Source organism: Rhizobium sp. NFACC06-2 (assembly GCF_900101425.1).
GTDB classification, from domain to species: Bacteria; Pseudomonadota; Alphaproteobacteria; order Rhizobiales; family Rhizobiaceae; genus Agrobacterium; species Agrobacterium leguminum.
In genome coordinates, this window is record NZ_FMVA01000006.1 from 202994 (window position 1) to 229257 (window position 26264).

Annotated in this window: 20 protein-coding genes; 17 read left to right on the plus strand and 3 right to left on the minus strand. The window is 61.2% G+C overall.

Going from position 1 to position 26264, the window contains the following annotated elements; genetic code table 11:
• Positions 1-97 precede the first annotated feature (97 nt).
• From F3H58_RS13090 to F3H58_RS13110, 5 genes are all read left to right on the plus strand, one after another.
• Positions 98-577 carry a formate dehydrogenase subunit gamma gene (locus F3H58_RS13090; RefSeq protein WP_149742490.1) on the plus strand — a complete coding sequence of 160 codons (480 nt, stop codon included), beginning with the start codon at positions 98-100 and terminating at the stop codon, positions 575-577.
• Entirely contained in the window at positions 574-2130 is a 1557-nt protein-coding gene (locus F3H58_RS13095) for a formate dehydrogenase beta subunit (RefSeq protein ID WP_149742491.1), read from the plus strand. The genes F3H58_RS13090 and F3H58_RS13095 overlap by 4 nt, the downstream gene beginning before the upstream one ends.
• Positions 2131-2134: 4 nt before the next feature.
• The gene (gene fdhF / locus F3H58_RS13100; RefSeq protein ID WP_149742492.1) at positions 2135-5017 is read left to right on the plus strand and encodes a formate dehydrogenase subunit alpha; all 2883 of its coding nucleotides are present in this window, start codon (positions 2135-2137) and stop codon (positions 5015-5017) included.
• Between the two features lie 74 nt (positions 5018-5091).
• Positions 5092-5436, plus strand: coding sequence for a formate dehydrogenase subunit delta (locus F3H58_RS13105; RefSeq protein WP_065657700.1), 345 nt, complete (start codon positions 5092-5094; stop codon positions 5434-5436).
• A gap of 115 nt (positions 5437-5551) precedes the next feature.
• Positions 5552-7204 (plus strand): OFA family MFS transporter, encoded by a 1653-nt coding sequence (locus tag F3H58_RS13110; protein ID WP_149742493.1) that lies wholly within the window; start codon positions 5552-5554, stop codon positions 7202-7204.
• Positions 7205-7293: 89 nt separating this feature from the next.
• On the opposite strand, the gene F3H58_RS13115 is transcribed toward F3H58_RS13110, so the two are convergent.
• Genes F3H58_RS13115 through F3H58_RS13125 form a run of 3 tightly spaced genes read right to left on the minus strand, consistent with a single transcriptional unit; the run spans position 7294 to position 9881 of the window.
• Positions 7294-8190 (minus strand): dihydrodipicolinate synthase family protein, encoded by an 897-nt coding sequence (locus F3H58_RS13115; protein WP_149742494.1) that lies wholly within the window; start codon positions 8188-8190, stop codon positions 7294-7296.
• Between the two features lie 31 nt (positions 8191-8221).
• Positions 8222-9103, minus strand: a complete 882-nt coding sequence (locus F3H58_RS13120; RefSeq protein ID WP_149742495.1) for an SMP-30/gluconolactonase/LRE family protein — start codon at positions 9101-9103, stop codon at positions 8222-8224.
• Positions 9104-9161: 58 nt separating this feature from the next.
• Complete coding sequence (locus F3H58_RS13125; protein WP_003521683.1) at positions 9162-9881, minus strand: FadR/GntR family transcriptional regulator; 720 nt, start codon at positions 9879-9881, stop codon at positions 9162-9164.
• A gap of 301 nt (positions 9882-10182) precedes the next feature.
• On the opposite strand from F3H58_RS13125, the gene F3H58_RS13130 reads away from it, so the two are divergent.
• From F3H58_RS13130 to F3H58_RS13185, 12 genes are all read left to right on the plus strand, one after another.
• Positions 10183-12132, plus strand: coding sequence for an ABC transporter substrate-binding protein (locus tag F3H58_RS13130; RefSeq protein WP_149742496.1), 1950 nt, complete (start codon positions 10183-10185; stop codon positions 12130-12132).
• A gap of 119 nt (positions 12133-12251) precedes the next feature.
• Positions 12252-13238, plus strand: coding sequence for an ABC transporter permease (locus F3H58_RS13135; RefSeq protein WP_003521681.1), 987 nt, complete (start codon positions 12252-12254; stop codon positions 13236-13238).
• Positions 13239-13247: 9 nt separating this feature from the next.
• Positions 13248-14372, plus strand: coding sequence for an ABC transporter permease (locus F3H58_RS13140; protein ID WP_003521679.1), 1125 nt, complete (start codon positions 13248-13250; stop codon positions 14370-14372).
• A gap of 8 nt (positions 14373-14380) precedes the next feature.
• Complete coding sequence (locus F3H58_RS13145; protein ID WP_188128903.1) at positions 14381-16105, plus strand: ABC transporter ATP-binding protein; 1725 nt, start codon at positions 14381-14383, stop codon at positions 16103-16105.
• Between the two features lie 42 nt (positions 16106-16147).
• Positions 16148-17335, plus strand: a complete 1188-nt coding sequence (locus tag F3H58_RS13150; RefSeq protein ID WP_059756370.1) for a galactarate dehydratase — start codon at positions 16148-16150, stop codon at positions 17333-17335.
• The gene (locus tag F3H58_RS13155; RefSeq protein ID WP_149742497.1) at positions 17322-18188 is read left to right on the plus strand and encodes an aldose 1-epimerase; all 867 of its coding nucleotides are present in this window, start codon (positions 17322-17324) and stop codon (positions 18186-18188) included. Before F3H58_RS13150 ends, F3H58_RS13155 begins: the two co-directional genes overlap by 14 nt.
• Before the next feature lie 160 nt (positions 18189-18348).
• The gene (locus tag F3H58_RS13160; RefSeq protein WP_149742498.1) at positions 18349-19122 is read left to right on the plus strand and encodes a FadR/GntR family transcriptional regulator; all 774 of its coding nucleotides are present in this window, start codon (positions 18349-18351) and stop codon (positions 19120-19122) included.
• A 75-nt stretch (positions 19123-19197) separates the two neighbouring features.
• On the plus strand, positions 19198-20706 hold the full coding sequence (locus F3H58_RS13165) for an ABC transporter substrate-binding protein (protein WP_149742499.1): 1509 nt from the start codon (positions 19198-19200) through the stop codon (positions 20704-20706).
• A 68-nt stretch (positions 20707-20774) separates the two neighbouring features.
• Complete coding sequence (locus F3H58_RS13170) at positions 20775-21722, plus strand: ABC transporter permease (RefSeq protein WP_020810606.1); 948 nt, start codon at positions 20775-20777, stop codon at positions 21720-21722.
• 12 nt (positions 21723-21734) lie between these two features.
• Positions 21735-22607 carry an ABC transporter permease gene (locus F3H58_RS13175; RefSeq protein WP_188128904.1) on the plus strand — a complete coding sequence of 291 codons (873 nt, stop codon included), beginning with the start codon at positions 21735-21737 and terminating at the stop codon, positions 22605-22607.
• A gap of 21 nt (positions 22608-22628) precedes the next feature.
• The gene (locus F3H58_RS13180; RefSeq protein WP_149742500.1) at positions 22629-24413 is read left to right on the plus strand and encodes a gamma-glutamyltransferase family protein; all 1785 of its coding nucleotides are present in this window, start codon (positions 22629-22631) and stop codon (positions 24411-24413) included.
• Between the two features lie 4 nt (positions 24414-24417).
• Positions 24418-26229, plus strand: coding sequence for an ABC transporter ATP-binding protein (locus F3H58_RS13185; protein WP_149742501.1), 1812 nt, complete (start codon positions 24418-24420; stop codon positions 26227-26229).
• Positions 26230-26264: the final 35 nt, after the last annotated feature.

The window sequence follows — 26264 nt, forward strand, 5'->3', positions numbered from 1 at the left end:
GACCTCGCCATTCTCCAGAACCATGCAGGGGCTGCGCTGGCACTGAAACATGTGCCGTTCGCCATACCTGCCCCTGTCGGTTTGGGAGGACTGGCTTATGAATATCCGTGCGGTTGCCGCAGATGAGGCGGCTCGTGTTTCCGCTATCATTGACGAACTTCTCCACCTGGAGGGGCCTTTGCTGCCCATTCTGCACGCGGTGCAGGAAGAATTCGGCTACATACCGGAAAGCGCCAAGCAGATCGTCGCATCCGCGCTGAATATTTCGCGCGCCGAGGTCCATGGCGTCGTGACCTTCTATCCCGATTTTCGAGATCATCCGTCCGGCCGGCATGTGCTGAAGCTCTGTCGCGCCGAGGCTTGCCAGTCGATGGGTGGCGAGCCTCTTGCGGACACCATCAAGAACCGGCTCGGCCTCGACTGGCACGAAACCGCAGCCGACGGTTCCGTCACGCTGGAGCCGGTCTTCTGTCTCGGGCTTTGCGCACAGGCGCCCGCGCTGATGCTGGATGGCGAGCTTCATGCGCGACTGGATGAGCACTGTCTTGGCGACATTCTGGCGGAGGCGGGCCGATGAGTGCCACCGTTTTTGTTCCAGGCGATTCCGCCGCGCTTGCCGTTGGCGCAGACCGTGTCGCCGAAGCAATCGGCCGCGAGGCGGCCAGCCGCAACCTCGAGGTTCATATTGTCCGCAATGGATCGCGCGGCATGCTCTGGCTTGAAGTGCTGGTGGAAGTGCGCACCCAACATGGCCGTATTGCCTACGGGCCGGTCAAGGCCAGCGACGTTGCCTCGCTTTTCGATGCGGGTTTTCTCACCGGCGGCGAGCATCGTCTCTGTCTCGGGCCGACGAAGGACATCCCGTTCCTGAAAAGCCAGACGCGCCTGACATTTGCCCGCTGCGGCGTTACCGATCCATTGTCGCTTGCGGATTACCGCGCCTATCAGGGCTTGAAAGGCCTCGAAAAAGCCGTCGCCATGGCGCCGGCCGATGTCGTTGCGCAAGTGACCGAAAGCGGCCTGCGCGGACGCGGCGGCGCGGGGTTCCCGACCGGTGTCAAATGGAAGACCGTCGCCGATGCGGTGGCCGACCAGAAATATATCGTCTGCAACGCCGATGAGGGCGATAGCGGCACCTTCGCCGACCGCATGATCATGGAAGGCGATCCCTTCGTGCTGATCGAGGGCATGGTGATTGCCGGCCTCGCCGTCGGCGCGACGAAAGGTTTCATCTATACGCGCTCGGAATATCCTTACGCCATCAAGGTCATGGAACAGGCGATCGCAATCGCCCGCCGCGAAGGCATCATCGGCCCATCCGTGCTTGGTTCCGGGCGGGCCTTCGATCTCGAAGTGCGCATGGGTGCCGGCGCCTATGTCTGCGGCGAGGAAACCTCGCTTCTGAACAGTCTGGAAGGCAAGCGCGGAACCGTGCGCGCCAAGCCGCCGCTTCCTGCTTTGCAGGGCCTGTTCGCCAAGCCCACCGTCGTCAACAATGTGATTTCGCTCGCCTCCATTCCGGTCATCATGGATCGCGGCGCGGCGTTTTATCGCGATTTCGGCGTCGGCCGCTCGCATGGCACCATTCCCATCCAGCTTGCCGGAAACATCCGGCATGGCGGGCTTTACGAGACCGCCTTCGGCCTGCCGCTCGGGCAGCTGGTTAATGATATCGGTGGCGGCACGATCACCGGCCGCCCGGTCAAGGCGGTGCAGGTGGGCGGTCCGCTCGGGGCCTATTTCCCGGTTTCGCTGTTTGACACGATCTTCGACTACGAAGCCTTCACGGCCGCCGGTGGCCTGATCGGCCATGCCGGCATCGTGGTTTTCGATGACACGGCCGATATGCTGCATCAGGCCCGGTTCGCGCTGGAATTCTGCGCTGTCGAAAGCTGCGGCAAGTGCACGCCCTGTCGCATCGGCTCCACACGCGGCGTCGAGACGGTGGACAGGATCGCGCTCGGCATCGAGCGGGAGAAAAATACGGCACTCCTCGCAGACCTCTGCAAAACCATGAAATTCGGTTCGCTCTGTGCGCTTGGCGGTTTCACGCCCTATCCCGTCATGAGCGCACTCCGGCATTTCCCTGATGATTTTGCCCCCATCCCACGTGTTGAAGCGGCGGAGTAAGACCATGGCCCTTGTAACAGAATTCGACTATGGAACCCCCAAATCCCACGCAACGGACATGGTGACGCTCACCATCGACGGCAGGCAGGTGACTGTCCCTGCGGGAACCTCGATCATGCGCGCCTCGCGCGAAGCGGGTATCGATGTTCCAAAGCTCTGCGCCACCGACATGGTGGATGCCTTCGGTTCCTGCCGCCTCTGTCTGATCGAGGTGGAGGGCCGCAATGGCACCCCCGCCTCCTGCACCACGCCTGTCGCCCCCGGTCTCGTCGTGCACACGCAGACGGAGCGGCTGAAGCAGATCCGCAAGGGCGTGATGGAGCTTTATATTTCCGATCACCCGCTCGACTGTCTGACCTGCGCCGCCAATGGCGATTGCGAGTTGCAGGATATGGCCGGCGCCGTTGGCCTGCGCGATGTGCGTTACGGTTACGAAGGCGACAACCACGTCAAGGTCCGCACCGGCGATGGCGATCTCAATGCCCGCTGGATGCCGAAGGACGAAAGCAATCCCTATTTCACCTACGATCCTTCCAAATGCATCGTCTGCTCCCGTTGCGTGCGCGCCTGCGAGGAAGTGCAGGGCACTTTCGCGCTGACGATCGAAGGCCGCGGTTTTGAAAGCCGTGTGTCGCCCGGCGCGCATGAGGCGTTCCTCGATTCCGACTGCGTTTCCTGCGGCGCCTGCGTGCAGGCCTGTCCGACGGCGACGCTGACGGAGAAATCGGTGATCGAGATCGGCCAGCCGGAGCATTCGCTGGTCACGACCTGCGCCTATTGCGGCGTCGGCTGCTCCTTCAAGGCGGAAATGCGCGGTGAGGAGCTGGTGCGCATGGTGCCGTGGAAGGACGGGCAGGCCAATCGCGGCCATTCCTGCGTCAAGGGCCGCTTCGCTTATGGTTATGCCACCCACAGGGACCGCATTCTCAACCCGATGATCCGCGAAAAGATCAGCGATCCATGGCGGGAAGTCACGTGGGAGGAAGCCTTCTCCCATGTTGCCTCGGAGTTCCGGCGTATCCAGGGTCAATATGGCCGGGAATCCATCGGGGGCATCACCTCGTCCCGCTGCACGAACGAAGAAACCTTCCTCGTCCAGAAGCTCATCCGCGCCGGCTTCGGCAATAACAACGTCGATACCTGCGCCCGCGTCTGCCATTCGCCGACGGGCTACGGTCTCGGCCAAGCCTTCGGCACTTCCGCCGGCACGCAGAATTTCGATAGCGTCGAGCAGTCCGATGTGGTGCTGGTGATCGGCGCCAATCCGACCGATGGGCATCCTGTTTTCGGCTCGCGGCTGAAAAAGCGGCTGCGCCAGGGCGCGAAGCTGATCGTCATCGATCCGCGCCGTATCGATCTCGTCCGCACACCGCATGTGGAGGCGTCCTTCCACCTGCCGCTGAAGCCCGGAACGAATGTTGCGGTGCTGACGGCGCTTGCGCATGTCATCGTCACGGAAGGTCTGTTCAACGAAGCCTTCATTCGCGAGCGCTGCGACTGGTCGGAATTCGAGGATTGGGCCGCTTTCGTTGCCGAGCCTCAGCATAGCCCGGAAGAAACCGAAAGCTTCACCGGTGTGCCGGCAGAAGAGGTGCGCGGCGCCGCACGTCTTTATGCCAGGGGTGGCAATGGCGCCATCTATTACGGGCTCGGTGTCACCGAACACAGCCAGGGGTCTACCACGGTGATGGCGATCGCCAATCTGGCCATGGCGACCGGCAATATCGGCCGCCCCGGCGTGGGCGTTAATCCGCTGCGCGGTCAGAACAACGTTCAGGGTTCCTGCGACATGGGATCTTTCCCGCACGAGCTTCCGGGCTATCGGCATATTTCCGACGATGCCACGCGCGACATCTTCGAGAAGCTCTGGGGTGTGAAGCTCAACAACGAGCCGGGGCTGCGTATTCCCAACATGCTCGATGCGGCCGTGGATGGCAGCTTCAAGGGCATCTATATTCAGGGCGAGGACATTCTCCAGTCCGATCCGGATACGAAGCACGTTTCGGCCGGTCTCGCCGCGATGGAATGTGTCGTGGTGCACGATCTCTTCCTGAACGAGACGGCGAATTACGCCCATGTCTTCCTGCCGGGCTCCACCTTCCTCGAAAAGGACGGCACCTTCACCAATGCCGAGCGCCGCATCAACCGCGTGCGCAAGGTCATGTCTCCGAAGAACGGTTATGCTGACTGGGAAGTGACGCAGAAGCTGGCGCAGGCCATGGGGCTTGCATGGAACTACGCGCATCCGTCCGAGATCATGGACGAGATCGCGGCGACGACACCGAGCTTTGCCGGTGTTTCCTATGACTATCTGGAAGAAAAGGGCTCGGTGCAGTGGCCCTGCAACGAGAAATTCCCGGATGGTTCGCCGATCATGCATGTGGATGGTTTCGTGCGCGGCAAGGGCAAGTTCATCCGCACCGAATATGTGGCGACGGACGAACGCACCGGTCCGCGTTTCCCGCTGCTGCTCACCACCGGCCGCATCCTGTCGCAATACAATGTCGGCGCGCAGACACGGCGCACCGAAAACGTCGTCTGGCATGAGGAGGATCGTCTCGAAATCCATCCGCACGATGCCGAACAGCGCGGCGTGAAGGATGGCGACTGGATCAAGCTCGCCAGCCGGTCGGGCGATACGACGCTGCGGGCGCTGATCACCGACCGTGTGGCGCCAGGCGTGGTCTATACGACCTTCCACCATCCCGGCACGCAGGCAAACGTCATCACTACCGACTTCTCCGACTGGGCGACCAACTGTCCCGAATACAAGGTGACCGCCGTGCAGGTATCGCCTTCCAACGGGCCGACGGAATGGCAGGAGGAATATGATGCGCTTGGCCGCCGTTCGCGGCGGATCAGCGGCAAGCTCGAAGCGGCGGAATAAGGAGGCCGGGTGCGCCCGGCCTTGTCACACACACACAGAGGCGTCGGCTGGCAGCCGGCGCGGGGGAAGAGGTTATGTTGCTCAACCACACCGATGAAAAGCTGGTGAGAATGGCGAACCAGATCGCGACATTCTTTCTGTCGCAGCCGGAAGATATTCGCATCGAAGGTGTCGCCACCCACATCAACAAATTCTGGGAACCGCGTATGCGACGCCGGTTCTTCGAGATGGTGGATGCCGGGGCCGGTGATTTTCTGCCGCTTGTGCTTGCCGCGTCGAAGAAGATCAAGCGGCCCGACGATCCGGCGGCCGATGCCGTGGGTCTCGGCGACGATGCCAAGGGCGCGCCGGGCGGCAAAGGACCAATTGCGGGTGAGTCCCTTTCGGAACCGAGCGTCCCGGAAAGCACAGAGGCTTGAGCGGCGCGACCGCAAAATCACACTTTCGGCCGGACGGGGGACGTTCGGCGATATCCGTGTTCGCCCGGCGGGGTGAACGTGACATGTCCAGACATCCACGAGGGAGGTAATGTCAATGGCAGTAGCAGGTGCGACAGCGGGAGAGGCGGCGCAAGCCGGGTTTTTGGACCGCGAACGAATAATCGCAAGACCGGGTTTCAATCGCTGGCTGGTGCCGCCGGCGGCCCTTGCCATTCATCTATGCATCGGCATGGCCTATGGCTTCAGCGTGTTCTGGCTGCCGCTGTCGAAGGCGCTGCCGGCCACGGACCCCAGTTGCTCCAGCCTCACCCTTCTGGGTGCGCTGTTCACCACTGAGTGCAACTGGCGCGTGGCCGATCTCGGCTGGATCTATACGCTTTTCTTCGTTCTTCTGGGCTGCTCTGCGGCCATATGGGGCGGCTGGCTGGAAAGAGTGGGGCCGCGCAAGGCCGGCTTCGTTTCCGCCTGCTGCTGGTGCGGCGGCATTCTGGTGGCGGCAGTCGGCGTCATCACGCATCAACTGTGGCTGATGTGGCTGGGCGCCGGTGTCATCGGCGGTATCGGCCTCGGCCTTGGCTATATTTCGCCCGTATCGACGCTGATCAAATGGTTCCCGGACCGTCGCGGCATGGCGACGGGCATGGCGATCATGGGATTTGGCGGTGGTGCGATGATCGGCGCGCCGCTTGCTAATCTGCTGATGAACAACTTCAAGACGGATGTTTCGGTCGGCGTCTGGCAGACTTTCGTGGTCATGGCCCTGATCTATTTCGTCTTCATGATGGCGGGCGCTTTCGGTTATCGCATTCCGCCGTCGGGCTGGCGTCCGGAAGGCTGGACCGCGCCGGCTGCCAAAAGCGCCATGATAACCCATCGTCATGTGCATCTGCGCGATGCGCACAAGACGCCGCAATTCTGGCTCATCTGGGCGGTGCTGTGCCTGAATGTTTCGGCAGGTATCGGCGTCATCGGCATGGCTTCGCCCATGCTGCAGGAAATCTTCGCAGGATCGCTGATCGGCTTGCCGGGTGTGGGTTTTGCGGATCTCGATGCAGGGCAGAAGGCGCAGATTGCGGCCATTGCTGCCGGTTTCACCGGGCTGCTTTCACTGTTCAACATCGGCGGCCGCTTCTTCTGGGCGTCGATGTCCGACAAGATCGGCCGCAAGAACACTTATTTCTGCTTCTTCATTCTCGGAATCATTCTTTATGCGCTGGCGCCGACGCTTGCGACGATGGGCAACAAGGCGCTCTTCGTTCTGGCCTTCGGTATCATCCTGTCGATGTATGGCGGTGGTTTCGCGACCATTCCCGCTTATCTCGCCGATATTTTCGGCACGCAGTTCGTCGGCGCAATCCACGGCCGCCTGCTGACGGCGTGGGCGACTGCGGGCATCGCCGGCCCTGTCGTCGTCAACTACATCCGTGAGGCGCAGATTGCGGCGGGCGTGGCGCCAGGACCCGCACTCTACACCAGCACCATGTATATTCTGGCGGGCATGCTGGCGATCGGCCTCGTGGCCAATGCCTTCGTGCGGCCGCTTTCGGACAAGTGGTTCATGTCGGATGCAGAGGTCGCGACGCTGCAGGCAAAGACGGCGGCCGCCAATGCCGGCCCGACAGGCTCCTTCGGCATCGGACGTGGCGGGCTGGACACCAAGGCGGCACTTGCCTGGGTTGCTGTCGGTATTCCGCTTCTGTGGGGCGTATGGGTTACCGTGAAGAGCAGCCTTGCGCTGTTCGGCTGAGCCATCAGGCCCTGAAAGCATATGCCGGCTGATGGCCGGCATATGATCTGATAAAATCGAAAACGTTCAGCTTGCCGGCAAGGCGTCCATCAACGCCAGCTGGCAAGCAGTCCTTCGAGTGTTGCGCGATCTTCTTTGTCCAGACGGGCAAGTCCCGGGGCGCGAACGGGGCCAACCGTCATCCCCAGAATTTCCATGGCTTCCTTCACAACGGTCACATTCGCGCCGTTGCGATATCGTGTCCGCAGCCGTTCGAACAATTCGATCTTTTCGATGATCTTCCGTGCGGCCGGGAAATCGCCGGCCGTCAGGGCGTCGTGAACCTGCAGGGAAAATTGCGGCGCGACATTGACGAGACCGGATGTGAAGCCACGCGCGCCAACCGCCGCGAAGGCAGGCGCCCAGCTTTCAGCCAGTCCACAGACATATAGGGCGCCGTTCGGATCGGAAGCGGCAATCGCGCGCGACAGAAGCATGATGTCGGTCGTCGCGAACTTGATGCCGGCGACATTCGGGTGGCTGGCGAGCCTTACCATGTCATCGACTGAAAAGCCGTCCGCCCGGACATAGGCGACCAGCGGCAATTCGCTGCCCTCCGCAAGGCCGATAAAATAGTCGATCTGCGATTGCGGGGCTGCAAAAGGGTCGACCGGCTGATGCGACATGACGGCGGATGCGCCCATTTCTTTCGCCTGACGGGCCATGGACAGCGCTTCGCGCTGCGAGCGTCCAATCGCCGCCGTAACCGGGGCTTTGCCGCTGACGCCTTTTATCGCAGCCTCATAAACCTTCAGAATTTCCGCGGGCGTCAAGGCGTAGAATTCGCCCGTATTGCCCGCCGCAACGATATTGTGGATGCCTGCCTTCGCGACGCGGGCGTAAACCTCGGCTGTAACACGGGTCTCCACTTCGCCGCTTGCATCGTAAGCCGTTACCGGAACACCGGAGATGCCCTGCAGGGCCTGGCGAAAATCGAATGTCGTCATCAACTGGGTTCCTTAAGATCAAAAGTCATCTTCAGATGGAGAATTTGTGAACGGGCGTGCCGGCGACCGGGGCGTCGAATGCGACAACCGTGCCTGCGGTGGTTATTCCGTCCGTCTCGGTGACGAGACTTGTGAGGTAGATTGTCTTGAGGTCGGGACCGCCGAAACAAGGCATGGTCGGCCCCTTGAACGGCAGCCTGTAGATCTCGAACAATTCGCCGTCCGGTGAAAAGCGGTTGAGACGTCCCGCCTGAACGCCGGCGCTCCAGTAACAGCCTTCGCAATCGGTCGCCGCACCGTCCGGCCTGCCTTCATCCGGCGCGAAATCGTGCAGGCGTTCGGCCGGGCCGATCCTGCCGGTCGCGGCGTCGAAATCGAATACCTGATACATGAGGCCACTGCTGTCGGAATGGTACATGCGCCTGCCGTCCGGGCTCCAGGCAAGCCCGTTCGATGTGAACATGTCGCCATCGATGATGCATTGGATGCCGCCATCCGGGGCGATGCGATAGAGGCGTGCATTGCCTGTCTGTATCGCGGCCTCGTCGCGGGTCCCCACCCAGAAATGGCCGTCCGGACCGACCTTTCCGTCGTTGAGGCGGCTGTCGGGCCGCCCGTCGTCCGGGTCGCAGAGAAGATCGAGCTTGCCGCTCGCGGGATCGAGAAGATGCACACCGGTCTTGAGGCCCGCCACGATCAAGCCATTGTCGCAGAGACCGAGACAGCCCACCTGGGCGGGCATTTCGTATCTGTCGAGTTTTCCGCCGGGATGCAGGCGAAAAATGGCAGGCGCGAGAATATCGACGAACCACAGATCGCCGGTTCGCTCGTCCCAGGCAGGCGATTCGCCGACCTTCAGGGGGGTATAGATCAAGGAACGGAGCTTCGGTTCTATGATGTGTGGCTGGCTCACTGGTTCCTCTCCCTCATCCGCCCATTATGATTCTATTTTCGACATTGCAGGGTGCGGCCTAGCTGCCTACGCCCTGAAACATGCGGGCGCGCGCCTTCAATATGTGGTCTTTCATCGCGTCATGCGCCGCCTGCTCGCGCCGCGCAAAAATCGCTTCCACGATGGCCGTGTGCTCGTTCTGGACTTCGCGTACATGCTGCGGCGTCCGCTTGAGGCTGAGGCTGCGTGTTACCGACTGGCCGATGGCGAAATGGGGCTTGAACCAGATCCGCACCGTGATGTGGAACTGGTTATGGCTCGCCTTCGCGATGGCTTCGTGCAGGGCGAAGTCTTCCTCCGCGCCGAGATCGTTGCGCTCGAGACACTGTTCCAGCGCTGCAATCGCCTGCTCGATACGCACCCTGTCCGCTGCCTGCCAGTTGCGCGCCGCAAGCTCAGCCGCGGAAGCCTCCAATCCGGCCCTGAACTCAAAAAAACGCTGCACGTCGGCCAGCGAGCCGACCGGCACCTGTTGCAACACGGAAGAATCCGGCTGCTGGCGTACATAGGAGCCGGATCCCTTTTGCGAAACGATAAGTTCGTCGTTCCGAAGCCGCTCCAGCGCTTCCCGCACAACCGGCCGCGACGCGCCAAACAGCGACGCCAGATTCTGTTCCGATGGCAACCGCTCGTTCACGGGAAACCGCCCGTCCGAAATCATGCCCACGATTTTTTCGTAGATGATGTCGCTCAGCCGAGTCTCGCCTCGAGCGGCGGCAGATGCAGTGTGATTGTCCATCAGCAGCCCTTCCGTTGCAAATCGCTGAAGTTAATGGGTTTCCTGCATTTCAATCGCAACAGAAATACCGGGGTTTTTGTGAGCGAGAGGGCTGTCCTGCCGATTTTTTCTTCAAGCCTGATCCTGAAAACCGGCCTACAAATAAAAAAGATGTAAAAATCTGTCAATACTTGTAATCATCTGAAAACGCTCATATGGTCTGCCCCTGCCGATGGAGGATCGGCGTGCTGGCTGGCCGGGAGGGCCGTCGCGGTTCGGTGAAAGCCGTCTCGCTGCCGGTGATTTTTTGGGAGGATTGTCGATGCGCGATGGCGAAGCATTTTCACTGGGCGTAACGCGCCGAACCTTTATGGCGGGTGTTGGCGGCGTGGCCGCCCTTTCCGTCATCGGGACCTCGGCGCGGGCTGCCGCCGGCAAGCAGGCGCCGGAACTGGAGGCGCTGGTAAAGGACGGCAAATTGCCGCCTTTGGCTGAACGTCTGCCGAAAAATCCGATGGTGGTGACGCCGCACGAGAAAATCGGCACCTATGGCGGCACATTGCGCCGTGGCCTGCGCGGTTCGTCGGACCATAACGGCATCCTGCGCATGGTCGGCAATCAGGGCCTTGTCCGCTGGAACATGGATTTCACCGAGGTTCTGCCGAACCTTGCGGTGAAATGGGAAGTCAACGACGATGCCTCGCAATTCACCTTCCATTTGCTGCAAGGCGCGAAATGGTCGGACGGCCACCCCTTCACCGCCGATGACGTGGTGTTCGCCATCGAGGACTGCATCAAGAACAAGGAGCTTTACAGCGCCACGCCGGCGCAGCTTTCCGTGGCCGGCAAGGCGGTCGATGTCGAAAAAGTCGACGATTTCACGGTAAAGTTCAAATTCGCAGCGCCGAATGCGCTTTATCTCGAAAACCTCGCCACGCCGCTCGGCCAGCATCCGACGCTGTTTCCCAAACACTATTGCAGCAAGTTCCTGCCGAAATACAACACGGCGCTCGATGCCGATGTGAAGGCGGCGGGTGTCTCCAGCTGGACCGAATTGTTCCGCGCCAAATGCGGCGATATCGAAATTCCGTCCCGCTGGTCGAATGTCGACAAGCCGACGCTTGATCCATGGGTGGTGAAGGAGCCTTATTCCGGCGGCGCGACACGCGTGGTCATGACCCGCAACCCTTACTTCTGGCAGGTCGATACCGAAGGCAACCAGTTGCCCTATATCGACGAAATCAATTTCGGCATTTCGCAGGATGTGGAATCGCTGATGCTGAACGTCATTTCCGGCAAGATCGACATTCAGGAGCGCCATATCAGCGTTCTCGCCAACAAGCCGACCCTGTCTCAGAACATGAAGAAGGGTGACTACCGTCTGCTGACTTTGGTGCCGTCTGCTGCGCAGCAATGCCAGATTTACCTGAACATCACCCACAAAGACCCGGCGATGCGCAAGATGTTCGCCGACAAGTCGTTCCGTCAGGCGTTGTCCATCGCGCTCAACCGGCAGGAAATCATCGACATCGTCTATTTCGGCCAGAGCGAGGGCTATCAGGCCGGGCCGCGCCCGACACATCCCTGGTATAATGAAAAGCTGGCGCGGCAATTCACCGAATATGATGCGGACAAGGCGAACGAGCTTCTCGACAAGGCCGGTTACGACAAGAAGAACGGCAACGGCATGCGGTTGCGGCCTGACGGCCAGCCCGTCTTCTTCTCGATTGACGTCATCCCGACGCTCTATCCCGATCTGGTCGATGCGCTGGAGCTGGTGAAGGCGCAATGGGCGCAGATCGGCGTCGACATCAAGGTCAACACCATCGAACGCGCGCTCTATTATACGCGCGGCGATGACAACGCCCATGATGCCGCCGTCTGGCCCGGTCCCGGCGGTCTCGATCCGATGCTCGATCCGCGCGATTTCTTCGCCTTCCACCCGCAGGGGTCCCGTTACGCCATTCCGTGGGCGCTCTGGTATACGTCCAACGGCCAGAAGGGCGAAGAGCCGCCGGAAAGCCAGAAGAAGCGCTTCAAGCTGTTCGATGAGGCGCGCTCGACGGCCGACCTTGCCAAGCGCGGCGAGAAGATGAAGCAGATCTTCGACATTGCGGCGGAAGAGTTCGAGACGATCGGTCTCTGCCTTGCGGTGGGCGGTTTCGGCATCATCCGCAACAATCTGCGCAATGTGCCGGAAACGGAACCCGACAGCTGGACCTGGCCCAATCCCGGCCCGGCGCTGCCGCAACAGTTCACCTTCACAAGCTGATATCGCCACATGGGCGTCGCTGCCGCAACGCGGCGACGCCTCTCAGGTTGTTTCGACCACCCACAGCCGTCTCCTTAGTGGAGGGCGGCGCGTGCGGATAATGTGATTGCGAGAACGACATGCTGCTTTTTATCGTAAAACGCCTGCTGTGGATGATACCGTCCCTGTTTGCCGTCAGTTTCCTTGCCTTTGTCCTGATCCAGCTGCCGCCCGGCGACTATGTGACGACCTATATCGCCACACTGGCCGCGTCTAACGAGGTCATCGACCACAATACGGCGGCGCAGCTGCGCGAACGTTTCGGCCTCGATGACCCGATGATCGTGCAATATCTGAAATGGATATGGGGCATCGTCAGCCGCGGCGATTTCGGCATTTCGTTCGAGTGGCAGCAGCCGGTTTCGGGCCTCATCTGGGAGCGCATGGCGCTGACGCTGGTTCTGGCCATTGCCAGCCTTCTCGCAACCTGGGCCATCGCGCTTCCCATCGGCGTCTTCTCCGCCGTGCGCAAATATTCGATTGGCGATTATCTTTTCACCGCCTTTTCTTTCTTCGGCCTTTCCATACCCTCGTTCCTGCTGGCGCTGGTGCTGATGTATGTCGCGGCGGTGGAGTTCGGGGCCGATGTCGGCGGGCTGTTTTCTGCGGAATACGAGACCGCCTCGTGGAGCATCGCCAAGATGATGGACCTCATGGCCCATATCTGGCTGCCGGTCGCCATCCTTGCCGTGTCTTCCACCGCAAGCCTCATCCGCGTCATGCGCGCCAATATGCTGGATGAATTGCCCAAACCCTATGTGACTACGGCGCGGGCGAAGGGGCTGTCCGAGTTCAAGCTGCTGACAAAATATCCGCTCAGAATTGCGCTCAATCCCTTCATCTCCACCATCGCATGGCTGTTGCCCAATCTCATTTCGGGCTCCGTGGTTGTCGCAATCGTGCTCAACCTGCCGACGGCCGCGCCGCTGCTTTTGCAGTCGCTGATGGCGCAGGACATGTATCTCGCCGGCGCTTTCGTGCTGCTGATCTGCGCGCTGACGCTGATCGGTTCGCTTATCAGCGACATCCTGCTTGCGCTGGTCGATCCGCGCATCCGGCTGGAATAGGAGAGCGCCATGAGCGATATCACCATGACCACCAATGCCCGGCAGGATCGCGCCGCCGTCGCTTCGCAGTGGCAGCTCATCTGGTGGGCCTTCAAGCGCCACAAGCTGGCCATGGCCGCCCTGTTCATCACTGTCGCCATGTATATCGTCGCGCTGGTGCCTGGCTTCTTCGCCATCAACGATCCGGTGCTGCAGAATGCCCGCGCCACCTTCCATCCGCCGCAGCGCGTTCATTTCATCGATACGACCGAGGGTTTCTCGCTCGGGCTGCATTATTATCCGCTGAAGCTGACCCGCAATCCTGAAACGCTGGCGGCCGTCTTCGTTGAAGATACGGCGAAGAAAATCCCGGTCCAGCTTTTCGGTCGCGGTTACGAATATTCCGTCTTCGGCCTGTTCACCACGGATATCCACCTGCTGGCCTCCACCGATAAAACGCGGCCGCTCTTCCTTTTCGGCGCGGATCGTCTCGGCCGAGATGTTTTCAGCCGCGTGGTGCAGGGCGCGCAGGTCTCCCTGTCCATCGGTCTTGTCGGCGTGTTCTTCTCATTGCTGCTTGGCGTCGTTCTCGGAGGCATTTCAGGATACTACGGCGGCCGCATCGATTTCGTCATGCAGCGTGTAATCGACTTCGTGCTGTCGCTCCCGACCATTCCCATCTGGCTGGCGCTGGCCGCCGCCCTGCCGCAGGGCTGGCCTGCCACGCTGCAATATATGATGATTACCATCATCCTGTCGCTGACCGGCTGGGCGCAGCTTGCCCGCGTCGTGCGCGGCCGGTTCCTGTCGCTCAGGACCGAAGAGTTCGTGGCTGCGGCGCGGCTGGATGGCGTGCCGGAAGGGCGCATCATCTTCCGCCATATGCTGCCGAGCTTTTCGAGCCACATCATCGCTTCGGTCACGCTTGCGGTGCCGGCCATGATCCTTGCGGAAACCTCGCTGTCCTTCCTCGGCCTTGGCCTTCAGCCGCCCACTATTTCCTGGGGCGTGCTGCTTCGCGAGGCGCAGAATATCCGCTCGATTGCAACCGCGCCCTGGCTGTTCCTGCCCGGTGTGGCGGTCGTCATTGCCGTCATGGCGCTCAATCTGCTCGGCGACGGCCTGCGTGACGCAGCCGACCCCTATAACAAGTGAGGCCCCGGATGAGCGATATTCTCTCTATCAAGCCAGCCAAACCCCTGCTCGAAGTCCGCAATCTGGTCACTGAATTTCCGGTCAGAACCGGCGTTTTCCGGGCGGTCAACGATCTGTCTTTCTCCATCGATCCCGGTAAAACGCTCTGCGTCGTCGGCGAAAGCGGCTCCGGCAAATCCGTCACCGCCCGTTCGATCCTGCAAATCATCGACAGTCCCGGGCGCATTACGTCCGGGTCGATCATCCTTAACCGCGCCGACGGCACCTCTCTGGATCTGGCGAAGCTCGATCCGCGCAGCCGGGCCATCCGCTCGGTGCGCGGCGCCGATATCGCGATGATCTTTCAGGAGCCGATGTCGTCGCTTTCACCCGTGCACACGGTCGGTGACCAGATCACCGAGGTCCTGCGCCTGCATCTGAAAATGAGCAAGGCAGAGGCGCGGGCCGAGGCCATCGAACTGTTGCGGCAGGTGGAAATCCCTAACCCCGAAAAGGCGCTGGATCGCTACGCCTTCCAATATTCGGGCGGCATGCGCCAGCGTGCCATGATCGCCATGGCGCTGGCCTGCAAGCCTCAGCTCCTGATCGCCGACGAACCGACGACGGCGCTCGATGTCACCACACAGGCCGAAATCCTCGACCTGATATCGCGGCTGCAAAAGGCCCATGGCATGGCGGTGCTCTTCATCACCCATGACATGGGCGTGGTGGCGCAGATTGCCGATGACGTGCTGGTTATGCATCACGGCGTCGCCAAGGAATATGGCACGGTCGACGAGATATTCCACAATCCGCAGGACCCCTATACCCGCATGTTGATCGGCTCCGTGCTGAAGCTGGAGCAGAAGGCGGAAATCCGGCTTGCGCGGCCTCCGCTCGATCTCACGGCCGCGCCGGTGCTCGAAGTGAATGACCTTTCCATGCATTTCGGCGAGATGAAGGCGCTGGATGGCGTGTCGATCCGGCTGCTTCCCGGCGAAACGCTCGGCATCGTCGGCGAAAGCGGCTCCGGCAAGACCACGATGGGCCGCTCGATCATGCGCCTCTACGATCCGACCGGCGGCGAGATGTTGTATCGCCGTGCGGATGGTACGGTGGTCGATTTGGCCAAAATCGAGGGCGCCGAGCTGAAAGCGGCGCGGCGCGAATTGCGCATGGTGTTTCAGGACCCGTTCGGCTCGCTCAATCCGCGCATGACGGTGGCGCAGGTCATCGGCGAGCCGTTGCTGGTCAATGGCATTGCCAGGGGGAGGGAACTGGATGAACGCGTCTGCGCCCTGATGGAGCAGGTGGGACTGGACCCTGCCGGGCGTGAACGTTACCCGCACGCCTTTTCCGGCGGCCAGCGCCAGCGCATCGGCATCGCCCGCGCCATCACGCTGAAGCCGCGCATCATCGTGGCGGATGAGGCGACGTCGGCGCTGGATGTCTCGGTGCGGTTCCAGGTGCTGGATCTTCTGATGCGGCTGCAGGATGAGCTGGGGCTCGCCTATATCTTCATCAGCCACGATATCGGCGTGATCAGATACATGTGCGACCGCGTCGGGGTAATGTATCGCGGCAAGCTGGTGGAAGTGGGAGACGCCGAAAAGGTCTGCAACGCGCCGGATCACCCCTACACGCAGGCGCTTCTTTCCGCCATTCCGCGCCCGGACCCACGCGACCGGGATCGCACCCGCAGATTCCGCTACGTCGAACCATCCGAAGTCAAGAACGGGGCCGTCGCGCGATGATGCCGGGCCTCGCACGCTGCAATTCATGAGGAAGACTTAAGCATGAAAATCGATCGCATGCGGGTATTCGTCACCCGCGACAAGGACCGTCCCCGCGTCATCGTCGCTCTCGATACCGATGACGGTTTGACCGGCTGGGGTGAATGTTACAATCACGGCCCCGATCTCGCCCTGCCGCCGGTGCTGGATTACCTCTACGGCTTTCTTGCCGGGCAGGACCCGACGCGGGTTGAATATCTCTACAATCTCCTGCTCCAGCAAAACCGTTTTCCGCCCGGAGCGCTCGGTCTGTCGGCAATCTCGGCGCTCGATCATTGCCTCTGGGATCTCGCGGCCAAAGCGGCGGGGGTGCCCGTCTACAAGCTGCTGGGCGGCGAAGTACGCGACCGTATCAAGGTCTATGCCGGTGTCTACACCGCTCCGGATGCGCCGGCGGCGAAGGAGGAGTTCGACCGTCTCAACGAGGACTGGGGCTTCACGGCCTTCAAGCTCAGCCCCTGGCGCGTCGATATTCACGCCCATCGCTGGGGGGAGGTGGTGCGCAGTTCGGCCGAATATTTCCGCTCGCTTCGCGAAACCGTGCGGCCCGACTACGACATCGCCTTCGACGCCCATGCCAAGATTTTCGAGCCAGCGGCCGCCCGCCAGCTTGGCAATGCGCTTGCCCCTTACGATCCGCTGTTCTTCGAAGAGCCTTTGCGTCCGGAAAATATCGAGATGTGGGGAGACCTGAAACAGGGCCTGAACTGCACGCTGGCAACGGGTGAAAGTCTCTATAATCGCAATGAGTTCCTGCGCCTTCTTCAAGTAAAGGGTGCGGATATCATCCAGCCCGACATCTGCGTTGTCGGCGGCATTTCGGAGATGCGCCGCATCGCCACGCTTGCGGAAGCCCATTTCGTCAGCATCGCGCCGCATAACCCGATGGGACCGCTCGCCACCGCCGTCAATGTGCACTTCTCTGCCGCTCAGCAGAATTTCCGCATTCTCGAATACCGGCTGCCGAAAGGGCAATGCTACGTCTATGGCGGCACCGATCTCGAAAAGCGCGAGGATGAAACCCGCTATGTCGTCGACCCCTACCTGCCGAAGGACGGATATCTGGAACTGAGGCCGGACCGCCCCGGCTGGGGTGTCGAGATGGACGAAAAAGCCATGCAGGAAGATGGCTATGTTCATTGGCAAAGACGGGTGCCGAAACGGCCTGACGGCTCCTATGCCTTCGCCTGAAACCGTTGCGATTGCCTGCGGGCGGCTCTCTGCCCGCCTGCGCCCCGCCTGGGGTGGCAGAATGACCCATCTGCGGCACTTCGACCACGGCGATATTCTGGTGCCGACAACGGAGCAGGAGTTCCAGCCGTTCAACTGGCCGAGGGCTGGCGCATATCCGCTGTTTCCCTATCACAACCGGCTCTATCGCGGTTCCTTCGTCCACGCAGGTATCCGCCATGACCTGCTGCCGCATCCGGCGCTTGCGCCTGACGCCATGCATGGCCCGGCTCACCGCCGGCCGTGGGAGATTTCAGACCTGTCTTCGGATCGGGTCTCACTGGTACTGGACTACGAGGCTGACGGGGAGTGGCCGTTTTCCTTCCGCGCCGAGCAGTTTTTCCTGCTGGAAGACGACAGCCTTACCGTGGAACTGTCGATAACCAATCGCGCGAATGGGCCTGCGCCGATGTCGCTGGGCTGGCATCCCTATCTGGCGGCCGGGCTCGGTTGCGATGCGCGGACGGACGCCAAACTGCAATATCCGCTGGATGCGCAGAACGTGCCAACCGGCCAGCCGCCGGCACCTCGCCCGAACCCCGCCATTCCCGACGCAACGGGATACACATTGCATTTCACCGATTGGTCAAGCGCGCAGGTCGACTTCGGCAGGTTTTCACTACGGCTTAAGGCCGATCCTGTTTTCGGCCATCTCGCCGTGCACCGCATGGAGCGCTATCTCTGTCTTGAGCCCGTTTCCATGGCCGCCGGAGCGCTTGGTTTGCCGCAGGCACCGCGGGAAGGGCAGGGTCTCGCGACGGTTGCCCCCGGCGAGCGCCTGTCGGGGCGCATCAGGCTCTCCATCGATCTTTAGGAGGGGTGGGTGCGTCTATGACGCCCACTCTTCATCTTCAAAAAAAGCCGTATGCCCATATTTTGAGCGCCAATTATTGCCGCTCAAAAATAAGCTTGACGACGGCAAAAATTTCTCACCAAATGAACCAATATAGGATTGGTTCAGTAAATGGTGCGACTTGACGGTGAACCCCAACGATAACTCCAACTACGCGCTGGCGAAGTTGCGGGAGTACATTCAGACACAGGATCTTGCGAAAGACCGTCGCCTGCCGACGGAGCGGGCCTTCGCGGAAACCTTCAATGTCGGCCGGCGTGCGGTCCGTCGTGCTCTTGAGGTTCTGGAAGCCGAAGGTCTGATCTGGCGACGGCAGGGGGCGGGAACCTTTGTGGGTGAAAAGCCGGACGATTGGTCCGCTCAGGTCACGGAACTGGTCGCCGGCACGGATATCATGGAAATCATGGAAGTGCGCCTGCGCATCGAGCCGCAGCTAGCGCAGCTTGCGGCCATGCGCGCCAAACCCGCCGAGGTGGAGCGCATGCGCGCCCTCGTTCAGAAGACCGGCCAGAGCACGGATGCCGACGCCAAGGAATTGTGGGATGGTTCGCTTCACCGCCAGATCGCCCAGAGCGCCGGCAACAAATTGTTCCTGTCCATCTTCGATGTCGTCAACCGCATTCGCCAGGACGATGCATGGCAGTCGATACGGGAACTGGCGCGCCGCAGCGGCACGAACGGCCAGGCTTCCTTCGAGCAGCACATAGCGATCGTCGATGCCATCGCCGACCGCGACCCCGCAAGAGCCGGCGAAGCGATGCGCCAGCACCTTCTCATGCATCAGGAAAGGCTGATCCGCGCCACCTCGCTCGGCTTTCTGGAGGAGAAAACCGCAGAAGACATTGCCGCCCGCAGCACGGGCGATGCCGATAATCCGCTCACGCCGGCCTCATAGGCAGCAGAGCAGACCTGCCGACCTTTCCGGGCCGGCCAATCAAAAAACAAAGATAACCAGACCAGAGGATAGAACATGAAGAAAATCAAGACATTGACTGCCGCCTTATTGGCCGGTGCATTCCTGTCCACGCCGGCCATCTCGTCCGAATTGCGCATCGGCCTTAATGATGACGCCGACGTTCTCGACCCCGCGCAATCGCGCACTTTCGTCGGGCGTATCGTTTATACCGCCATGTGCGACAAGCTCGTCGACATCTCGCAGGACATGAAGATCGTTCCCCAGCTTGCCACCGAATGGGCCTGGTCCGAGGGCGGCAAAGTACTGACGATGAAGATCCGCGACGGCGTGAAATTCCACGACGGCGAGACACTGGATGCGGCGGCTGTGGTTGCCACCATCGAGCGCAACATGACCCTGCCGGAATCCCGCCGCAAGAGCGAGCTTTCCTCGGTCGAAAAGGTCGAAGCCACCGGGCCGCTGGACGTCAAATTCACCCTGAAGACGCCTGACGTCACGCTGCTGGCGCAGCTTTCCGACCGCGCCGGCATGATCGTCGCGCCGAAGGCGGCCAAGGAACTGGGCGCGAATTTCGGTTCGAAGCCGGTCTGCGCCGGGCCGTTCAAATTCGTCGAGCGCATCCAGCAAGACCGTATCGTGCTCGAGAAATTCGCCGATTATTGGGACAAGGACAAAATTCTGGTCGACAGGGTCGTTTATCTGCCGATCCCCGATACGACCGTGAAGCTTGCCAATCTTCGCTCCGGAGACCTCGATATTGCCGAGCGCATCTCGGCCTCCGATGCCGAATCCGTCAAGAACGACGCCAATCTGACCTATGCGGATGTCATCGGGCCGGGCTACATGGCCATGTATGTCAATATCAACAATGGTTCGCGGGCGGATAATCCGCTCGGCAAGGACAAGCGCCTGCGTCAGGCCTTTTCCTATGCGATAGACCGGGAAGCGATTGGCCAGATCGTGTTCGAGGGCACGTCCAAGGCAGGCAATCAGGCCTTCCCGCCCACAAGCCCGTGGTTCAACCAGAATCTGCCGGTGCCGGCGCGCGATATCGACAAGGCCAAAGCGCTGATGAAGGAGGCGGGTTACGAAAAGCTCGACATTGAGCTTCAGCACGCCAACAACACGACGCAGACGCAGATGATGCAGGTCATCCAGTCGATGGTCGCGGAAGCGGGCTTCAACGTCACCCTGAAGGCCACGGAATTTGCGACGCTTCTGTCCGAACAGACGGCCGGCAATTACCAGCTCAGCCGTTCCGACTGGTCGGGACGTATCGATCCGGATGGCAATCTGCATCAGTTCGTCACCTGCAAGGGCGGCATCAACGATGTGAAATATTGCAATCCCGAGGTCGACAAGCTGCTGAACGAGGCCCGCGCCTCGACCGAGGATGCGGTGCGCAAGGAAAAATACGATGCCGCAAGCGTCATCCTCAACGATGACATGCCGATCATCTATCTCGGTCACCAGCCCTATGCCTATGCCATTTCCAACAAGGTCAAGGGCTGGGCGCCGTCGCCGGATGGCATGATCCGCCTTCTCGGCGTCTCCAAGGACTGAACGCTTCGCATGCGCCGCACGGCCTTGCCGTGCGGCCCTCACGAATTGGCACGAACGAGGGCCATGCCATGCCTGTTTATATCGGCAAGCGACTGCTGGTCGCGATCCCGACGCTTCTGATCATCTCCATCTTCGTCTTCTCGCTGCAGAAACTGCTGCCGGGCGATCCGGTTCTCGCCATGGCTGGCGAGGAGCGCGATCCGGCGACAATTGAATTCCTGCGGGAGAAATATCGCCTGAACGACCCTGTGCCGCTGCAATATGTCAACTGGCTGGGCGGCGTGGTGACGGGCGACTTCGGTATTTCGCTGCGCACCAACCAGCCGGTGCTGGAGCTTATCGGCCAGAAGCTGCCGGTTACCATTCAGCTGGCTGTCATGGCGATGTTCTTTGCCATGGTCATCGGCATTCCCATCGGCATTCTGGCCGCCGTCAAGAAGAACACGTGGATCGATTACACGGCCAATATTGTGGCGCTTTCCGGCCTCTCCATCCCGAACTTCTGGCTCGGCATCATGCTGATCCTGCTGGTGTCGGTGAAACTCGGCTGGTTGCCGGCATCCGGTTATGAATCGATCTTTGTCGATCCCGTCCGTTCCATCGAAACCATGATCATGCCGGCCTTCGTGCTGGGCAATGCGCTTGCGGCGACGCTGATGCGCCATACGCGTTCGGCGATGGTGGCGGTGCTCAGTTCCGACTATATCCGCACCGCCCGCGCCAAGGGTCTTTCTCCGCGCGAGATCATCCTGTCGCATAGTTTCCGCAACGCGCTTCTGCCCGTCATCACATTGCTGGCGCTGCTCTTCGGCGAATTGCTGGCCGGGGCGGTGCTGACGGAGCAGATTTTCACCATTCCCGGCTTCGGCAAGATGACGGTCGATGCGGTGTTCACCCGTGATTACGCCGTCGTGCAGGGCATCGTTCTTTGCACAGCCGTCGGTTTCATCCTCATGAACCTTCTGGCCGATATTGCCTATGTCCTGCTCAACCCCCGCCTCAGGGCGACGATCTGAGGCCCCGATATCATGACCTTTCTCGATCAAAACCTTTCCGTAGCGGTAACGCGGCCGGAAAGCCGCGCCTGGAAGAAGATGAAGCGCAACAAATCGGCGCTTTTCGGCATGGTTATCGTGCTGTTTTTCGCCGTCCTTGCCATCGCCGCGCCGATCCTGCCGATTGCCGATCCGGTGGCGACCAGCTGGTCGGCCATCCGCAAGGCGCCCTCGGCCGCCCATTGGCTCGGCACCGACGATCTCGGCCGAGACATCCTTTCCCGCATGATCTATGGCGCGCGCGCCTCGCTGATGGCGGGCGTCGTCTCGGTGATGATCGCCGTGGTCATCGGCGTGCCCTTTGGCCTGATTTCAGGTTATTTCGGCGGCTGGGTGGATATGGTCATATCCCGCATCACCGAAGCGTTGCTGGCCATGCCGTTCCTCATCATGGCGATTGCGCTTGCCGCCTTCCTCGGCCCGAGCCTCACCAATGCGATGATCGCCATCGGCCTTTCCGCCATGCCGATTTTCGTGCGGCTGACGCGCGGGCAGGTGCTGGCGGTCAAGACCGAAGATTATGTCGAAGGCGCAAGGTCCATTGGTCTCAACCACATCGACATCATGACGCGTTACATCCTGCCGAATGTCTTCGCCCCCATCATCGTGCAGGCGACCCTGACGGTGGCGACCGCCATCATCGCGGAGGCGAGCCTTTCTTTCCTCGGCCTCGGCCAGCAGGCGCCGGCGCCCTCCTGGGGCTCGATGCTGAATACCGCGAAGAATTTCCTCAGCCAGGCACCGTGGATGACGATGTGGCCCGGCATCGCCATCTTCCTCGTCGTCATCGGCTTCAATCTTCTGGGTGATGGCCTGCGCGACGCGCTCGATCCGCGCGAAGCATGATCTTTTACAAGGAATATCGGAATGAATGAATTCACCACACGCCCTGAAATCCTTGGCACCTTCGGCGTCGTCACCTCAACGCACTGGATCGCGTCGGCCGTTGGCATGGCGATCCTCGAAAAGGGCGGCAATGCTTTCGACGCGGCCGTCGCCACCGGTTTCGTCCTCCAGATCGTTGAGCCGCATCTATGCGGCCCCGGCGGAGATATGCCCGCCGTGTTTTATTCGAAGCAGAAGGACAAGGTGGAAGTCATCTGCGCACAGGGCCCGGCCCCGAGCGGTGCGACGATTGAACATTACACGTCGGAAGGGCTGAAGCTGATCCCCGGCGACGGGCTGCTCGCCACCGTCATTCCCGGCGCTTTCGACGGCTGGATGCTGATGCTGCGCGACTATGGCACGATGAGCGTGCGCGAAGTGCTGGAACCCGCGATCTATTATGCCGAGCACGGGCATCCGACATTGCCGCGCGTCTCCGCCACCATCAAGGGTCTGGCCGATTTCTTCGAGAAGGAATGGCCGACATCCCATGAGACGTGGCTGCCGGGTGGCGCGGCACCCGAGCCTCACGCCAATTTCCGCAATCCGGTTCTGGCCGCAACCTATCAGCGGATCGTCGCCGAAGCCGAAGCGTGCTCCGGCCGTGAAAACCAGATCGAGGCGGCACGCGATGCCTTTTATCGGGGTTTCGTTGCGGAAGCTATCGACGGTTACGTAAGGACAGCGGAAGTCATGGATGCCAGCGGTGCTAAGCACAAGGGTGTGCTGACGGCGCAGGATATGGCCGGGTGGAGCGCAACCGTCGAAGCGCCGCAGACGCTCGACTATCACGACTGGACGATTGCCAAGACGCCCGCCTGGGGGCAGGGTCCGGTTCTGCTGCAATCGCTTGCGCTTCTGAAAGGCTTCGACATTGCGGCCATGGACCCCTCCGGTCCCGAATTCGTCCACACCATCGTCGAAGCCATGAAGCTCGCTTATGCCGACCGCGAGGTCTATTACGGCGATCCGGAATTCGGCCAGATCCCGACGGAATATCTCCTGTCGGAAGGCTACAATGCCGGACGCCGTGCGCTGATAAGCGGCGAGGCCTCGCTGGAGCTGCGCCCCGGCACCGTGCCGGGTTACGAAAAGCAGGTGGACGCCACCATGGCCATGCTGGCCGAGATGAGTGGCACCGGCACGGTCTACGAGCCGACCATGTCGCATCTGACGGAGAAGCGCGGCGATACGGTGCATATCGATGTCATCGACCGCTGGGGCAACATGGTCTCCACCACGCCGTCGGGCGGCTGGCTGCAATCTTCGCCCATCGTGCCCGGCCTCGGTTTCGCGCTCAATTCCCGCGCCCAGATGTTCTGGCTGAAGGAAGGCCTGCCGACCTCGCTTGCACCGGGCAAACGCCCGCGCACCACGCTGACGCCTTCGCTTGCGCTGCATCAGGGGCGTCCCGCGATGGTTTTCGGCACGCCGGGCGGCGATCAGCAGGACCAGTGGCAACTGCCTTTCTTCCTGCGATATGCCCATCACGGCAAGAACCTGCAGGCCGCCATCGACATGCCGCTGTTCCACACCGCGCATTTTCCGGGTTCGTTTTATCCGCGCACCAGTTCGCCGGGTGAAATCACCGTGGAGAGCACGGTGGGCGAAGCGACCGTGCAGGAGCTTCGCCGCCGCGGGCACCGCGTCACGGTTGCCGATGCATGGTCGGTCGGGCGGCTCACCGCCGCGCGTCGCGATGCGGACGGCCTGCTGCGCGCCGCCGCAACACCGCGGCTGATGCAGGCCTATGCGGTAGGGCGGTGACACCATGGAGACAAAACCCGTCCTTTCCGTCCGTAACCTCACCACCTCCTTCCTCGTAGATGGCGCGTGGAAGAGCGTCGTGCGCAACGTGTCCTTCGATGTCGCGCCCGGCGAAACCGTCGCGATTGTCGGTGAATCCGGCTCCGGTAAATCGGTGACGTCGCTGTCTCTCATGCGCCTGCTTGCCCCGGCCTCCAGCCGGATCGAGGGTGAAGTGCTGCTCAACGGGCGCGATCTTCTTGCGCTTTCCGAAAGAGAAATGCGCGGCGTGCGCGGCAACGATATCTCGATGATCTTTCAGGAGCCGATGACCTCGCTCAATCCGATCTTCACCATCGGCCGCCAGATTTCCGAAGTCCTCATCCGGCACAAGGGGCTTTCGAAGCAGGAGGCGCGGGCGGAGACGGTGCGGCTTTTGGAAAAGGTTCGCATTCCCAACGCCTCCGGCCGTTTCGACGAATATCCGCATCAGTTTTCCGGCGGCATGCGCCAGCGCGTGATGATCGCCATGGCGCTCGCTTCACGGCCGAAACTGCTGATCGCCGACGAGCCGACGACGGCGCTCGACGTCACTATTCAGGGCCAGATCCTCGACCTGATAAAACTGCTGCAGGAAGAGGAGGGCATGTCGGTGCTCTTCATCACGCATGACATGGGCGTCGTGGCCGAAATCGCCGACCGAACGATCGTGATGTATCGTGGCGATGAGGTCGAGACGGGACCGACCGAGGACATCTTCCGGCGCGGCAAGCACCCCTATACGCGGGCGCTGCTTTCAGCGGTGCCGAAGCTCGGCTCGATGCGCGACCGGCAATGGCCGACACGGTTTCCGGTGCTCGACATGAAAACCGGCCTTTCGAGCGAGCCGCAGGAGGTGGCGGGGACGGTTGCGAGCGGGCAGACGCCGGTCCTGTCGGTCCGAAACCTTGTGACGCGTTTTGCCATCCGCTCCGGCCTGCTGGCACGCCAGACGGGTGCGGTTCACGCCGTCGAAAACGTCTCCTTCGATCTGTTTCAGGGCGAAACGCTGTCGCTGGTGGGTGAATCCGGCTGCGGAAAATCCACCACCGGCCGCTCGATCATGCGGCTTGTGGAGCCGACGGCCGGCGACGTGTCGCTCGATGGTTATGACGTGATGCGGCTCGATACGGTCGGCCTGCGCAATATGCGCAAATCCGTGCAGATGATCTTTCAGGACCCGTTCTCCTCGCTCAATCCGCGCATGACGGTAGGTACGGCGATTTCCGAGCCCTTTATCAAGCACAAACTCGGCAGCAGCAGACAGGCGAAGGAAAAGACTGCCGATCTTCTCGAAAAGGTGGGCCTGTCCGCCGATATGGCCAGCCGTTACCCCCATGAATTTTCGGGCGGCCAGCGCCAGCGCATCGCCATTGCCCGTGCGCTTGCGCTCGATCCGAAGGTTATCGTCGCCGATGAAAGCGTCTCGGCGCTCGATGTTTCGATCAAGGCGCAGGTCTGCAACCTGCTGCTCGACCTGCAACAGAGCCTCAACCTCGCCTTTCTGTTCATCAGCCATGACATGGCGGTGGTGGAACGCGTCAGCCATCGTGTGGCGGTGATGTATCTCGGCGAGATCGTCGAGATCGGCCCGCGTGCGGCGGTTTTCGACAATCCGCAGCATCCCTATACGAAAAAGCTGATGGCCGCCGTGCCGGTGCCGGACCCGGCAAGGCGCGGGATAACGCGCGGCATATCCAATGACGAGCTGAAAAGCCCGATACGGGCCATGGGATATGAAACGCCGGTGCGAAACTACAGGACGGTGTCGCCAGGCCACCTGGTGCAGGTGGCCTGAGACGATTGTTGCGGCATGGATGCTCCGAAGAGGAA

Coding starts and splice junctions, on each gene's coding strand:
- F3H58_RS13180 (WP_149742500.1), top strand. CDS start 22,629: ATGAATGAATTCACCACACGCCCTGAAATCCTTGGCACCTTCGGCGTC.
- F3H58_RS13150 (WP_059756370.1), top strand. CDS start 16,148: ATGAAAATCGATCGCATGCGGGTATTCGTCACCCGCGACAAGGACCGT.
- F3H58_RS13140 (WP_003521679.1), top strand. CDS start 13,248: ATGAGCGATATCACCATGACCACCAATGCCCGGCAGGATCGCGCCGCC.
- F3H58_RS13135 (WP_003521681.1), top strand. CDS start 12,252: ATGCTGCTTTTTATCGTAAAACGCCTGCTGTGGATGATACCGTCCCTG.
- F3H58_RS13145 (WP_188128903.1), top strand. CDS start 14,381: ATGAGCGATATTCTCTCTATCAAGCCAGCCAAACCCCTGCTCGAAGTC.
- F3H58_RS13115 (WP_149742494.1), bottom strand. CDS start 8,190: ATGACGACATTCGATTTTCGCCAGGCCCTGCAGGGCATCTCCGGTGTT.
- F3H58_RS13175 (WP_188128904.1), top strand. CDS start 21,735: ATGACCTTTCTCGATCAAAACCTTTCCGTAGCGGTAACGCGGCCGGAA.
- F3H58_RS13170 (WP_020810606.1), top strand. CDS start 20,775: ATGCCTGTTTATATCGGCAAGCGACTGCTGGTCGCGATCCCGACGCTT.
- F3H58_RS13095 (WP_149742491.1), top strand. CDS start 574: ATGAGTGCCACCGTTTTTGTTCCAGGCGATTCCGCCGCGCTTGCCGTT.
- F3H58_RS13155 (WP_149742497.1), top strand. CDS start 17,322: ATGCCTTCGCCTGAAACCGTTGCGATTGCCTGCGGGCGGCTCTCTGCC.
- F3H58_RS13130 (WP_149742496.1), top strand. CDS start 10,183: ATGCGCGATGGCGAAGCATTTTCACTGGGCGTAACGCGCCGAACCTTT.
- fdhF (WP_149742492.1), top strand. CDS start 2,135: ATGGCCCTTGTAACAGAATTCGACTATGGAACCCCCAAATCCCACGCA.
- F3H58_RS13165 (WP_149742499.1), top strand. CDS start 19,198: ATGAAGAAAATCAAGACATTGACTGCCGCCTTATTGGCCGGTGCATTC.
- F3H58_RS13090 (WP_149742490.1), top strand. CDS start 98: ATGAATATCCGTGCGGTTGCCGCAGATGAGGCGGCTCGTGTTTCCGCT.
- F3H58_RS13105 (WP_065657700.1), top strand. CDS start 5,092: ATGTTGCTCAACCACACCGATGAAAAGCTGGTGAGAATGGCGAACCAG.
- F3H58_RS13110 (WP_149742493.1), top strand. CDS start 5,552: ATGGCAGTAGCAGGTGCGACAGCGGGAGAGGCGGCGCAAGCCGGGTTT.
- F3H58_RS13185 (WP_149742501.1), top strand. CDS start 24,418: ATGGAGACAAAACCCGTCCTTTCCGTCCGTAACCTCACCACCTCCTTC.
- F3H58_RS13125 (WP_003521683.1), bottom strand. CDS start 9,881: ATGGACAATCACACTGCATCTGCCGCCGCTCGAGGCGAGACTCGGCTG.